This is a genomic window from Rhizobium sp. 01N424 (assembly GCF_056399485.1).
On the sequence record NZ_JBFTRK010000001.1, the window covers coordinates 691,060 to 703,399 of the forward strand.

Genomic DNA, 12,340 nt, shown 5'->3' on the forward strand with positions numbered 1-12,340 from the left:
GGCGGGCGCCGCATACCCCAAATTGCGGGGGAAATGTGGTGAAAACGCGCAGTTCACGTAACACGTCTTGATTATTTCGCCGCTTTCCGTCATATGCCCCGCCGTCGCCATGAGGGCGGTTTCTGCAGATGCTCGATGACGGCCGCCTTTGCCCCAGGGTTCCCGGCCAGCCTGCATGTTCGGAGTTGACTTGTCGGTTGAAGGATTGGTGACTGCGATGCGGTTGAGCACAATGCGCACCCGGCAAACGGCCGGACGCAGCCGGAGTTGTATGAACTTTTTTTATCCGTTTCCGTTAGTCTCCAAGGCTTGCAGCCTCAGCGCTGCCTTCTTGGCAGCCGCGTGATGGAAGGGCGTTCGATGATGGCGATGATGGCATGGCGCGAGCGCGGCTGGAGACAGGCCCGTTGATCACCGCCTATTGCTCCAACTGCAAGTCCGTCGAGATTCGTGATCTGTCGAAGATGGACGAGTTTCCGGATGACGTCGTGTGGATCGATCTGATCGAGCCGACGCGCGAGGAGGAGCTCTATGTCGAAAAAGTGATCGGCATCGAAGTGCCAACCCGCGACGACCTCAAGGACATCGAACCCTCAGCACGCCTCTACACCGAAGGCGACGACGTGTTCATGACCGCCTCGCTGGTCTGGCAGGCCGAAACCGCATCTCCGACGCTGACGGATGTTGCCTTCATTCTGTCGGGCAACCGGCTGATCACCATCCGCTACGCCCATCCGAAATCCTTCAAGCTGTTCATCGCGGCGCTTCATCGCGTGCCGGAACAGTGGCGCAATGGTGCAGCCCTGCTCGCCAAGCTGCTCGAAACGATCGTTGACCGCACCGCCGAGATCCTCGAACTGTCCGTTGCCCGCATCGACATTCTCTCGACCCATGTCTTCGGCGAACGCGCCAAGAAGGTGCGCAAGCCGTCGAACTATCTGGAAGAAAAGCTGCGCGACATCGCTGCGCACCACCGGCTGGTCTCCAAGGTGCGCGATAGCCTCGCATCGCTCTCCCGGCTTTCAAGCTTCTTTTATACGGTGCCTGCCGTCCAGCACGATCAGAACACCAAAGAACTCTGCCGCACGGTGTCGCGCGATATCCAGTCGCTCAACGAACATGCCTCGTTCATCGCCGGCAACATCACCTTCCTGCTCGATGCTTCGCTCGGCCTGATTAACATCGAGCAGAACTCGATCATCAAGATCTTCTCGATCGCATCCGTGGTCTTCTTGCCGCCGACCCTCGTCGCATCCATTTATGGTATGAACTTTGAATTCATGCCGGAACTGCACTTGGCCGCGGGTTATCCCTATTCGCTGGGCCTGATGGTCGTATCCGCCATCATTCCGTTTTTCTTTTTCCGATGGAAAGGCTGGCTCTGAGGAGCCTGTTGTAACTTCATGTCCGACGAAAGCCATTCGCACGATCGCCACATGACGCCGCGCAAACTCTTTTATCTTGCGCTCGGCTCCGTTGGCGTCGTCTATGGAGATATCGGTACCAGCCCGCTTTACGCATTCCGCGAAGCGCTGAAGCCGGTTGCCCAGGACGGTCTCACCCGTTTCGAAGTCATCAGCCTGATTTCGCTGATGATCTGGGCGCTGACCATTATCGTCACCCTCAAATACGTGCTGCTTTTGCTGCGCGCCGACAACGAAGGCGAAGGCGGCACGCTGTCGCTGCTCGCATTGCTGATGAAAACGGCGAATGGTCATACGGCGATCCTCGTCGCGCTCGGACTCACTGGCGCCGCGCTTTTTCTCGGCGACGCGATGATCACCCCGGCGCTGTCGGTTCTGTCGGCGGTCGAAGGTATCAAGCTCGTGGCGCCGAATGCCTCGCCCTATATCGTGCCGATCTCGGTGGCGATCCTTGTCGGGCTGTTCGCCTTCCAATCGCGCGGCACCGGCACGATGGCCCGCTTCTTCGGGCCGATCACCGCGATCTGGTTCATCGTCATGGCGCTGGTCGGCATCTCGCACATCTCGGATGACTACGGCATCCTCGCCGCCTTCAACCCATACTATGCCGTCAGCTTCCTGCTGAATGAAGGCTTCTACGGCATCGTCGTGCTAGGCGCCGTGTTCCTGACGATCACCGGTGCAGAAGCGCTCTACGCCGACCTCGGCCATTTCGGCCGCCGTCCGATCCAGTGGGCCTGGTTCGCACTGGTCTTCCCGTCGCTGACGCTGAACTATCTCGGGCAGGGCGCTCTCGTTCTCGGCAATCCGCTGGCGATGTCGGATCCCTTCTATCTGATGTTCCCGAAATGGGCGCTGCCGTTCGGCGTCGTGCTCGCCACCTGCGCCACCATCATCGCCAGCCAGGCGGTCATCACCGGTGCCTTCTCGCTGGTCCGTCAGGCGATCAACCTCGGCTTCCTGCCGCGAATGGAAATCCTCTTCACCTCGGAAACCAATACCGGGCAGATCTTCTTGCCGTCGGTCAACGCCGTCCTCTTCCTCGGCGTCATGTTCCTGGTCATCACCTTCAAGACCTCGGATGCGCTGGCAACGGCCTACGGTATCTCGGTCACCGGCGCGATGGTCGTCACATCGATCATGGCTTTCGAGTTCGTCCGCACCCGCTGGAACTGGTCGATCCCGGTTGCCGCGATCGTTTTGCTGCCGCTGCTTGCGCTCGAGCTGATCTTCCTCGGCGCCAACCTGCTGAAGATTCACGACGGCGGCTATATCCCGATCCTGATCGCCACCGCCTTCATCGTCATCATGTGGACCTGGCGCCGTGGCACTGCAATCCTCACCGAAAAGACCCGCCACACGGATATTCCGCTGGCCTCCTTTGTCAGCTCGATCGAGCGCAAGAGCGATCATTCGCCGGCCCATGTTCCGGGCACCGCGATCTTCCTGACCAGCGATCCGGAATCGGCGCCCGCGGCATTGCTTCACAATCTGAAGCACAATCACGTTCTGCACGACAAGAACGTCATCCTGACGATCCGTACCGTCAACAAGCCGCGCGTTCCGAGCATCGACCGCTACAAGGTCGAGCCGATTTCCGAGCGCTTCTCGCGTGTCGAGCTGCAGTTCGGCTTCATGGAAACCCAGAACGTCTCGCAGGCGCTGGCGACGCTTCGAAAGACCGGACTGAAGTTCGACATCATGTCGACTTCCTTCTATCTCGGCCGCCGCAAGCTGGTGCCGGATGCGAAGTCGGGCATGCCTTACTGGCAGGACCGCCTCTACATTGCGCTCGCCAATGCTGCGGCCAATCCATCCGACTATTTCCGCCTGCCGGCCAACCGCGTGGTCGAGCTCGGATCGCACGTCATCATCTGACCTCGCGCCAGATCGCAATTCAGGGAACCCGGCCTTCGTGCCGGGTTCTTGCGTTTCGCTATATGAAAAAATGCTCACGGATAGATTCCGGGACGGCGAATTAACCAAGCATCAAGGTTAATGAGAGATTTTCAATGCAGTGTTCATGCGTCCCGTGTTCCGGAGTCTGGCGTTGCGTCGACAGAGCGTTTTCAGCAGCAAGCTGCGTTATCTGCCCAAAAACTGGATCTCACCCGCGATCTTCGGTATCTGCGGGTGGCTCGCATTCCCCAGCATCGTGTCGCATGCGGATCTAGCCGCCATGCTCGCAGGTCTCGATGAGAGCCGCGAGAACTGGCGCATGGTGATGACCAATTCGCCGGCCGGCTCCATCCATCAGGCGGAACTCACCTTCGCCGATCCAATCGTTACCGGCACGGTCGCAGCCGGCGCCGGCATGGTTCTGCCCGATGGCCGAAAGGTCGCCTTCGTCGCCGAAGGGAAGGGGCATGAGGACACCACCGATGAAGAACGCGTCAATCGCAGCCTGAAGAAGGGCCGCGTCGTCGCCGTCGAGAAGATGCAGCCGCCGAAGGATTTCACTGCCGGCTCCATCCTCCAGCGCACCAAGCTGCTGTTCGAACCCAGCTTCAATCTCAAGGACAAGTCGGCTTTCGTGAAGCCGAAGATCAAGGGCAAGGAAATCGAGATCGCCACGGCCTTCTATAAGAAGGAGCCGGTCAAGGCGGAAACCGTGGTGCCGACCTTCCTCGCCGACCTCGTCAACAACGACAAGCCGGATGTGCTGGCAACCGCCTATGCGCCCGCCGCCCCGGACTACTCGCGCCAGTCGCCCTTCGATTCGATCCTCACCGACAAGAGCGCCAATGACGGCCGCTTCGTTCCGCAGATCGGTGCCAGGGATCATGCCTGGGCCGCCAGCATCCTGCCGCCGACGGTCTTTTCGGCGGCCGAGCAGCAGTGCCTGGCTTCCGGCATCTATTTCGAGGCGCGCGGCGAATCGGTGAAGGGGCAGGCGGCCGTCGCCCAGGTCATCCTCAACCGCGTCCGCAATCCGGCCTATCCGAAAACCATCTGCGGTGTTGTCTATCAGAATGAAGACTGGCGCAACCGCTGCCAGTTCTCCTTTGCCTGCGACAACATCAAGGACCGCGTGAACTCGCAATATCACTGGCGCATGGCCCGCGAAGTGGCGATGGCGGTGACAGCAGGCAAGATCTGGCTGCCGCAGGTCGGCTCCGCCACCCACTACCACGCCGTCTATGTCCGTCCGAAATGGGCAAAGACCATGGAGAAGGTCGGCCGTATCGGTCTGCACGTCTTCTACCGCACCTATGGCGGCGGCTGGAGCTGACCGGAAGCCGCCTAAGCTGTGGATTCTCTGCAGCTTGCAGCGCCTATAAAGCGGATTCTCCCGCTCGAATTTTGCCAGGCCGCCTAAATTGAGATCAAGTATTTGATCTAGCTCGATTATTTTATGTCTTAGCGCAGGCGCCCTATGCCTTGACTATACCAATCCCTAAAACTATGTTGCGCGCGACTTCAGAACGGGCCGAAAGGTTCTATATTCCATGTCTCTGACGTCCACAGGACCGGGGTAGCGGGATTGGGGATAGAGGCATAGGAGGAGGAACCATGTCGGATGACCGGGAAGAAAGTCTGGACAGGCGCCGCGCGCAGCTGGGAGCAGAGCTCAAGGCGAAGCGTGTAGAGGCGAGAGAGGAACAGGCGAGCGAGGCCCGCGCCGAGGAAAGCCGTAAAGGCTATGCCCAGGCGATGAAGCTTTCGAGCGAATTCATCTCCGCTATCATTGTTGGTGCCCTGCTTGGCTATCTCCTCGACCGTTTTGTCGGCACGGCGCCTTGGGGTTTGATTATTCTTCTGCTTCTCGGATTTTGTGCCGGTGTTTTGAATGTTCTCCGTGCCGCAGGCAAGGTTGCAAAACCCGAGCCCGGAAACGGAAACGGCAGCAAATAGGGCAGGGCGCGCCCGCGCTCCGCTCATTATGATGATCCCGCGCCCGCGGGCCAAAGAAGAGAGAACAAGCGGTGTCTAACGATCCGACTCATCAGTTCCTGATCCAGAAGATTGTGCCGATCGAAGTCGGCGGGATTGATTTCTCGTTCACCAATGCCTCGCTCTTTATGGTGGCCTCGGCAGCTGTTGCTGCTGGCTTCCTGTATTTCTCGACGTCGAACCGCGCCATCGTTCCTGGCCGCTCGCAGTCCGTCGCGGAAATGTCCTACGAATTCATCGCTTCGATGCTGAAGGAAGGCGCCGGAACCAAGGGGATGAAGTTCTTCCCGCTGGTCTTCTCGCTTTTCATGTTCGTGCTGACGGCAAACCTGCTCGGCATGTTCCCCTACTTCTTCACCATCACCAGCCAGATCATCGTCACCTTCGCGCTGGCGCTTCTCGTCATCGGCACGGTCCTGGTCTACGGCTTCTATAAGCACGGCTTTGGCTTTCTTAATGTCTTCGTGCCTCAAGGCGTCCCCGGCATTCTTCTGCCGTTGGTCGTGACGATCGAAATCATTTCCTTCCTATCGCGTCCGATTTCGCTCTCGGTTCGTCTTTTCGCCAACATGCTCGCTGGTCATATCACGCTCAAGGTGTTCGCAGGCTTTGTCGCCTCGCTCGGAGCCCTTGGTGCGCTCGGTATCGGCGGTGCCATTCTTCCTCTCATCATGACCGTCGCCCTGACCGGTCTCGAGTTCCTCGTCGCCTTCCTCCAGGCTTACGTCTTCGCGGTACTGACTTGCATGTACCTCAACGACGCGATCCATCCCGGCGGGCACTAAGGATAACGACATCGACGTCAAAGGGCGTCAGTCATTCGCCGCAACAACCATCTCAAGGAGTTCAACATGGAAGCGGAAGCAGCAAAGTTCATCGGTGCAGGCCTGGCTTGCTTTGGTATGGCCGGTACGGCTCTCGGCCTCGGCAACATCTTCGGCAGCTACCTGTCCGGCGCTCTGCGCAACCCGTCTGCCGCTGACAGCCAGTTCGGCCGTCTGGTTTTCGGCTTCGCCGTTACGGAAGCTCTGGGCATCTTCTCGCTGCTCGTCGCTCTCCTCCTGCTCTTCGCCGTTTAATTTCGGTGGATTGAAGGATCACGGCCTGCAGACTGCAAGCCGTGATCCTTTGCATTTGCAGTACACCTGGAGGTGAGCATGTTTTTTGTGACCCCGGCCTATGCTGAAGAAGCTCCGGCGGGAACGGCAGAAACGGGTGCAGCCACCGGTACGGATCCGCATGCCGCTCCGGCTGCTGGCGAGGTCCATACCGAAACCGGCGTTGCCGGTGGCGAGCATCATGGCGGCGTTTTCCCGCCGTTCGATACGTCGACCTACGCATCCCAGCTGCTTTGGCTGGTGATTACGTTCGCTGTTTTCTTCGTGCTCATGCAAAAGGTCATCGCACCGCGCATCGGCGGCATCCTCGAGCAGCGCCATAACCGGCTTGCGCAGGATCTGGACGAGGCAGCACGCCTCAAGTCCGAAGCCGACGCAGCGGTCGCAACCTATGAAGGCGAACTCGCCGCAGCCCGCTCCAAGGCCAATCAGATCGGCACCGCCGCTCGCGATGCCGCCAAGCTCAAGGCTGAAGCCGACCGCCGCGCTGTCGAAGCAAGCCTTGCCGAAAAGCTGAAGGCTGCCGAAGGCCGCATCGCCGATATCAAGGCGAAGGCATTCGCAGACGTCGGCACGATCGCTGAGGAAACGGCTGTCGCCGTCGTTCAGCAGCTGATCGGTGGCACCGCTGCCAAGGCTGACGTTGCAGCGGCTGTCGCAGCCGCCAAGAAGGAGGGTTGATCGATGGAATTTGCTCTTGATGCAACTTTCTTCGCCTTTGTCGGCCTCGTTCTCTTCATCATGCTGGTCGTCTACCTGAAGGTTCCGGGGATGATGGCGAAGTCGCTCGACGACCGCGCCGATCAGATCCGCAACGAACTGGCGGAAGCCAAGCGCCTGCGCGAAGAGGCCCAGCACCTGCTGGCCGAATACCAGCGCAAGCGCAAGGAAGCCGAAGCCGAAGCTGCGAACATCGTCGCTGCCGCCGAACGCGAAGCAGAGATGCTGACCGCTGAAGCCAAGAAGAAGACCGAAGAGTTCGTTGCCAACCGCACCGCGCTTTCCGAGCAGAAGATCAAGCAGGCAGAAGTCGAAGCGATGAAGGCTGTCCGTTCAGCCGCCGTCGACCTCGCCATCTCCGCTGCCGAGACCGTGCTGGCCCAGAAGGCCGAAGGCAAGGTCCAGGCCGATCTCTTCAAGACCGCCGTCGGCGAAGTGAAGACCCGCCTGAACTAAGGTTCAGCCGATAGAATTGAAAAGCCCCGCCATCGTGCGGGGCTTTTTGTTTTGGGGTATCGCGGTGGCGGCGGTTTGGCTAGCCTCGCAGCCTCTTGCGGCAGTTATTCATCGCGGAAAGTGCCTCTTACCGTTCAGCCAACGCGGTCGGTCAGGGATAGGCGAAGCCTCCTCAACCTCCCTCATTCCTGTGCTTGTCACAGGAATCCAGCCACGGCGCGTCTGCGCCGTGAATGAATCGCCATCTTGGTAAAAGTCTCCCGCGCCCATGGACATGGGCGCACTGGATTCCTGTGACAAGCACAGGAATGAGGGTGGAGAGGTCTGTGGCCGCCGCGCGAGGTGGCACCGGTGGTCGCGTCCAGGGGCAATCGCCACAGCTGGTCCACAGTAGCATGGGAACGCCTGAAGTATCAAAGCAAGCACCTGTGGCCCCTCATCCGGCCCTGCGGCTACCTTCTCGCTGAGGAGAAAAGCGAAGGACGAGTAAGCAGTTTTCCGGGGGAGGAGGTGCCCCAAAGGCTGATGAGGGACTGCGGGCGCACGCCTCTGGCGGTGGCGCAAACCCCTCAATCCCCAAGCATCTCCTGTGTCACCGCAAGCTTCACCCCATCCTTGCGCAACGGCCGGAAGGTCATCCGGTGCAGCGAACACGGGCCGTGCTGCTCGATCCCCGCGCGGTGCTGGGCCGTACCGTAACCGGCATGGGCGGCAAAGCCGTAGTCGGGGAAGACGAGGTGGGCGCGGGTCATCATCCGGTCGCGGGTGACCTTGGCGACGATCGAGGCGGCGGCGATCGAGACGGAGCGCGCGTCGCCCTTGACCACCGCCTGTCCGGGACAGTCGAGCCCCTGGGGCACGTCGAGACCATCGGTCAGCACGTAGGCGGCGGGAATGGAAAGGCCGCAGATCGCCCGGCGCATCGCGTCGAGGCTCGCCTTGCGGATATCGGTGACGTCGATGCGGGTGGCGCTCGACGAGGCGATCGAGACCGTTGCCGTCGCCAGGATTTGCACGAACAGCTCTTCGCGCTTGGCCGCCGAGAGCTGCTTGGAATCGTTCAGCCCCTCGGGAATGCGTTTGGGATCGAGAATGACGGCGGCGGCCACCACCGGACCAGCCAGAGGACCGCGCCCGGCTTCGTCGGCACCGGCAACCGGCCAGTGACCGGCCTTGCGGGCCTTCAGTTCCAGCTTGAAATCCGGAGTGAGCGGCGCGTCTTCGAAAAGCAGAGGAGAATCGGGTGGCGTGCGACGTTTCATGCGGCTGAACCTCGCACGCCAACCCGATTTCCTGCAAGCCCCCGGAACAGGGCGGCGGGCCGGGGGCTAGGACCGCGAAGGGGCAGGGGACCCATTCGCGGCGTGCAAGAGACCAGGGCGGCGGTCTCCTGCGGGTAATTCCCCAGCAGGCATTGTCTGCCTGCCGTTCGAAACGGACGTGCCGTTTCTCCTCGCGCCCGTGCCAGCGGGCGGGAAGTCTCAGAGCAGCGACAGCTGCACGCCGCTGCCATCGGGCGGCACGAAGAGATCGTCGCGCAGCGGCATGCTGCGCCTGACCATGCCGAGCCGCTTGGTGGCCATCTCGAAGCGCCGGGCAATCTGCCAGGCATAGGGGCCGGCACCCTTCATGCGCTTGCCGAAATCGGCGTCGTAATCCTTGCCGCCGCGCATCGAGCGCACCAGCGACATGACGTGCCGGTAGCGGTCAGGATAGTGTTGCAGCAGCCAGTCGCGAAACAGTGGCGAGACCTCCAGCGGCAGCCGCAGGATGACATAGCCCGCCTCGCGCGCACCGGCAGCATGCGCGGCATCGAGAATGCGTTCGATCTCGTGGTCGTTCAGGGCCGGGATCACAGGGGCAGCCATGACGGAGGTCGGGATACCGGCCTCGCTCAGAGCATGGATCGCTTCCAGCCGCCGCGGCGGCGTCGAGGCGCGCGGTTCCATGGTACGCGCTAGCTTGCGGTCGAGCGTCGTCACCGACAGCGAGGCGCGCACCAGACCGCGTTCCGCCATGCTCTTCAAGATATCGATATCGCGCATGATCATCGCCGACTTGGTGACGATCGAGACAGGATGATTAGCCTTGTCGAGCACTTCGAGGATCTGCCGCATGATGCGCCATTCCTTTTCGATCGGCTGATAGGGATCGGTATTGGTGCCGATCGCGATCACCCGCGGCTTGTAACCGGGCTTTGCAAGTTCGCGTTCCAGAAGCTTGGCGGCATCCGGCTTGGCAAACAGCTTGGCCTCGAAATCAAGCCCCGCCGAAAGCCCCATATACGCGTGGCTCGGCCGGGCGAAGCAATAAATGCAGCCATGCTCGCAGCCGCGATAGGGGTTGATCGACCGGTCGAAGGGAATGTCGGGCGACTCGTTACGGGTGATCGCCGTGCGCGGCTTTTCGATCTGCACTTCGGTCTTGAAGGGCGGCAGTTCTTCCAGCGTCTGCAAGCCGTCGTCGAAGGCCTCGCGGCTCTGCGGCTCGAACCGTCCGCCGGGATTGAGCCCGGCGCCGCGTCCGCGGCGGCGTTCGGCATCCACGCGCAGGCCAGACTGGGCGATCAGCGCTTCGGCAATATCTGCCGTGTTGGCAGGCGCGAATGCGGCCTGCCCTGCAAGGGACTGTTCGTTCATCGGATTCTCCCGCAGCGGAGGCGTTGCCTTCGCCCGTTCTTGATGATTAAATTCCTAATCAGAAAATTAGAACAATGCAAGAACAAAATGAGGAAAGTCGCGCTGGCAAAGTTTTGTGCGGCGCATTATAAATAGGCAATGTTGACAGTTGTTCTCGAGTGCCAGGATCAGGAACCGGAGCTGGCGCAGACGTTATCGGTGCTGGTTGCAGGCGCGGTCGAAGGCCTTGTCAGCGATGTCGTTGTGCTTGATCACGGCTCGCGCGACGGCACCTCGCGGGTGGCGGACGCGGCCGGTTGCCGCTTTCATTCTGAGTGGGATATCAACGACATACTGCGCTCGGCGCGTGGCGAATGGCTGCTCTTCGTCGAGCCGGGCGCGCGCCCGCAGGCGGGCTGGATCGACGAGATCGCCGAATATGTGGCGCTGAACAGATTACCCGCCCGCTTCACCGCCTCGCGCGCCTATCGCCGTCCGCTGCTGCAGCGTCTCGGCCGCTCGGTGCCACCGCTGGAGCTTGCCTATCTTGTCCCCAAGAAACAAGCGATCGCCTCGGCAAAGAGCGGCATGCGGCTGTCGGAATTTCCCAAGGGGCAGAAGCTCAGGCAGCTTTCCAGTGAATTGATTCCTTCCTGGGTGGCGCGCGCCGCCAGATAGAATCAGCCGCCGCGCTTCAGGTGCTCGTCGAGCCGCGGCATGATCTCCACGAAATTGCAGGGCATGTGCCGGTAGTCGAGCTGCGCCTTCAAGATCCCGTCCCAGGCATCCTTGCAGGCGCCGGGAGAGCCCGGCAGCACGAAGATGAAGGTGGCATTGGCAACGCCTGCGGTGGCGCGCGACTGGATCGTCGAGGTGCCGATCTTGTCATAGGAGATACGGTGGAAGACTTCCGAGAAACCGTCCATGCGCTTCTCGAACAGCGGCTCCAGCGCCTCGGGGGTCACGTCGCGGCCGGTAAAGCCGGTACCGCCGGTGGTGATGACGACGTCGATGCCGTCCGTCTCCGTCCATGCCTTCACGCGCGCGGCGATCGCCCGTTTGTCATCGGGCACGATGGCGCGGTCGACAAGCTTGTGGCCAGCCTCGGCGATGCGGGCGGCGAGCGTATCGCCCGATTTGTCGTTCTCCAGGCTGCGGGTATCGGAGACGGTCAGCACGGCAATGCCGACGGGGATGAACGGGCGGTTCTCGTCTATGCCAGGCATGTCACTCTCCCGCGGCTGTTTCCGTTGCCTGGAAATACCAGTCCGGCCGCTGGCTGTGAAGCTGCTGCTCGGCCGCTTCAGCCGCCGCAAGGGAGGGGAAGATACCAAAGCAGGTGGCGCCCGATCCCGACATCCGCACGAGCTCTGCGCCGCTCTTCACAAGCAGCGCCGAGATCGCGGCGATTTCAGGCGCCAGGCTGCGTGCCGGTGGCTCCAGATCGTTGCGGTTGGCGGCAATCGCCGCCATCCAGTCTCCGGCCGTAAGATCCAACGGCCGATTATTCTTCTCGGTCAGCAGCCGGAAGATTTCAGGCGTCGAGACGGCCTTCAGCGGATTGGCCAATACCAGATAGAGCCGTGGCAGGGCGATCGGCTCGATTTCCTCGCCGATCCCGCGCGCAATCAGCGGCCTGCTTTCCAGGCACATCGGTACATCGGCGCCAAGCTGCAGGGCGAGTGCCGAAAGGATATCGGCAGACACGCGCACATTCCAGAAGCGCTGCAAGCCGCGCAGAGCCGCAGCCGCATCCGCAGAGCCGCCGCCGATCCCCGAGGCGATGGGCAGGTTTTTCTCGAGATGGATGGAAACCGCAGGCGCGTGGCCACCCTGGGCGAAAGCCGCCTGGCGCAGGAGGTCGCGCGCCCTCAGTACCAGATTGTTGTCCGGCTCGCCGCCGATGTCAGCGGCAAAGCGCCCGCCTAACGTAAAGCCATCTCGATCGGCAGAGGTAAAGCTCAGCCTGTCGCCATGCGCCGTGAAGGTCACCAGCATGTCGAGCAGATGGTAGCCATCGTCTCTCTGGCCCGTCACATGCAGGGCCAGATTGATTTTCGCAGGCGCGTCTTCAGTCACCGTGAAACGGCGGCTCCCCGCATCCGGCATG

The 12,340-nt window shown here is 61.3% G+C and carries 13 protein-coding genes; 9 read left to right on the forward strand and 4 right to left on the reverse strand.

Annotated elements, in window-relative coordinates; translation table 11 throughout:
• The first annotated feature begins 407 nt into the window (after positions 1–407).
• From AC1DNK_RS03530 to AC1DNK_RS03565, 8 genes are all read left to right on the forward strand, one after another.
• Complete coding sequence (locus AC1DNK_RS03530) at positions 408–1,385, forward strand: magnesium transporter CorA family protein (protein WP_112390551.1); 978 nt, start codon at positions 408–410, stop codon at positions 1,383–1,385.
• Between the two features lie 18 nt (positions 1,386–1,403).
• The gene (locus tag AC1DNK_RS03535; protein ID WP_112390550.1) at positions 1,404–3,302 is read left to right on the forward strand and encodes a potassium transporter Kup; all 1,899 of its coding nucleotides are present in this window, start codon (positions 1,404–1,406) and stop codon (positions 3,300–3,302) included.
• A gap of 172 nt (positions 3,303–3,474) precedes the next feature.
• On the forward strand, positions 3,475–4,656 hold the full coding sequence (locus AC1DNK_RS03540; protein WP_477939319.1) for a cell wall hydrolase: 1,182 nt from the start codon (positions 3,475–3,477) through the stop codon (positions 4,654–4,656).
• Positions 4,657–4,937: 281 nt separating this feature from the next.
• The gene (locus tag AC1DNK_RS03545) at positions 4,938–5,279 is read left to right on the forward strand and encodes an AtpZ/AtpI family protein (RefSeq protein WP_112390548.1); all 342 of its coding nucleotides are present in this window, start codon (positions 4,938–4,940) and stop codon (positions 5,277–5,279) included.
• Between the two features lie 71 nt (positions 5,280–5,350).
• Complete coding sequence (locus AC1DNK_RS03550) at positions 5,351–6,103, forward strand: F0F1 ATP synthase subunit A (protein ID WP_112390547.1); 753 nt, start codon at positions 5,351–5,353, stop codon at positions 6,101–6,103.
• Positions 6,104–6,169: 66 nt separating this feature from the next.
• Complete coding sequence (locus tag AC1DNK_RS03555; protein ID WP_003588243.1) at positions 6,170–6,397, forward strand: F0F1 ATP synthase subunit C; 228 nt, start codon at positions 6,170–6,172, stop codon at positions 6,395–6,397.
• A gap of 78 nt (positions 6,398–6,475) precedes the next feature.
• Positions 6,476–7,117, forward strand: coding sequence for a F0F1 ATP synthase subunit B (locus tag AC1DNK_RS03560; RefSeq protein WP_112390546.1), 642 nt, complete (start codon positions 6,476–6,478; stop codon positions 7,115–7,117).
• Between the two features lie 3 nt (positions 7,118–7,120).
• Positions 7,121–7,612: a F0F1 ATP synthase subunit B gene (locus AC1DNK_RS03565; protein WP_477939321.1), complete on the forward strand. Its 492-nt coding sequence runs from the start codon at positions 7,121–7,123 to the stop codon at positions 7,610–7,612.
• A gap of 569 nt (positions 7,613–8,181) precedes the next feature.
• On the opposite strand, the gene AC1DNK_RS03570 is transcribed toward AC1DNK_RS03565, so the two are convergent.
• Positions 8,182–8,874, reverse strand: a complete 693-nt coding sequence (locus tag AC1DNK_RS03570) for a ribonuclease HII (RefSeq protein ID WP_477939323.1) — start codon at positions 8,872–8,874, stop codon at positions 8,182–8,184.
• A 219-nt stretch (positions 8,875–9,093) separates the two neighbouring features.
• The gene (locus tag AC1DNK_RS03575) at positions 9,094–10,251 is read right to left on the reverse strand and encodes a PA0069 family radical SAM protein (protein WP_477939325.1); all 1,158 of its coding nucleotides are present in this window, start codon (positions 10,249–10,251) and stop codon (positions 9,094–9,096) included.
• Positions 10,252–10,389: 138 nt separating this feature from the next.
• Between AC1DNK_RS03575 and AC1DNK_RS03580 the strand changes: the two genes are divergently transcribed.
• Complete coding sequence (locus tag AC1DNK_RS03580; RefSeq protein WP_477939327.1) at positions 10,390–10,908, forward strand: glycosyltransferase family 2 protein; 519 nt, start codon at positions 10,390–10,392, stop codon at positions 10,906–10,908.
• Between the two features lie 2 nt (positions 10,909–10,910).
• Here AC1DNK_RS03580 and moaB read toward each other — a convergent pair whose 3' ends face one another.
• Together moaB and AC1DNK_RS03590 are read right to left on the reverse strand one after the other, a co-directional pair.
• Complete coding sequence (moaB, locus tag AC1DNK_RS03585; RefSeq protein WP_477939330.1) at positions 10,911–11,456, reverse strand: molybdenum cofactor biosynthesis protein B; 546 nt, start codon at positions 11,454–11,456, stop codon at positions 10,911–10,913.
• A gap of 1 nt (position 11,457) precedes the next feature.
• Positions 11,458–12,339: a 4-(cytidine 5'-diphospho)-2-C-methyl-D-erythritol kinase gene (locus AC1DNK_RS03590; protein WP_477939332.1), complete on the reverse strand. Its 882-nt coding sequence runs from the start codon at positions 12,337–12,339 to the stop codon at positions 11,458–11,460.
• Between the last annotated feature and the right edge of the window lies 1 nt (position 12,340).

What these genes read in the sequence shown, in the direction of transcription:
- AC1DNK_RS03535 (WP_112390550.1), top strand. Translation starts at nt 1,404, where the DNA reads ATGTCCGACGAAAGCCATTCGCACGATCGCCACATGACGCCGCGCAAA.
- AC1DNK_RS03545 (WP_112390548.1), top strand. Translation starts at nt 4,938, where the DNA reads ATGTCGGATGACCGGGAAGAAAGTCTGGACAGGCGCCGCGCGCAGCTG.
- AC1DNK_RS03555 (WP_003588243.1), top strand. Translation starts at nt 6,170, where the DNA reads ATGGAAGCGGAAGCAGCAAAGTTCATCGGTGCAGGCCTGGCTTGCTTT.
- AC1DNK_RS03560 (WP_112390546.1), top strand. Translation starts at nt 6,476, where the DNA reads ATGTTTTTTGTGACCCCGGCCTATGCTGAAGAAGCTCCGGCGGGAACG.
- AC1DNK_RS03565 (WP_477939321.1), top strand. Translation starts at nt 7,121, where the DNA reads ATGGAATTTGCTCTTGATGCAACTTTCTTCGCCTTTGTCGGCCTCGTT.
- AC1DNK_RS03570 (WP_477939323.1), bottom strand. Translation starts at nt 8,874, where the DNA reads ATGAAACGTCGCACGCCACCCGATTCTCCTCTGCTTTTCGAAGACGCG.
- AC1DNK_RS03575 (WP_477939325.1), bottom strand. Translation starts at nt 10,251, where the DNA reads ATGAACGAACAGTCCCTTGCAGGGCAGGCCGCATTCGCGCCTGCCAAC.
- AC1DNK_RS03580 (WP_477939327.1), top strand. Translation starts at nt 10,390, where the DNA reads ATGTTGACAGTTGTTCTCGAGTGCCAGGATCAGGAACCGGAGCTGGCG.
- moaB (WP_477939330.1), bottom strand. Translation starts at nt 11,456, where the DNA reads ATGCCTGGCATAGACGAGAACCGCCCGTTCATCCCCGTCGGCATTGCC.
- AC1DNK_RS03590 (WP_477939332.1), bottom strand. Translation starts at nt 12,339, where the DNA reads ATGCCGGATGCGGGGAGCCGCCGTTTCACGGTGACTGAAGACGCGCCT.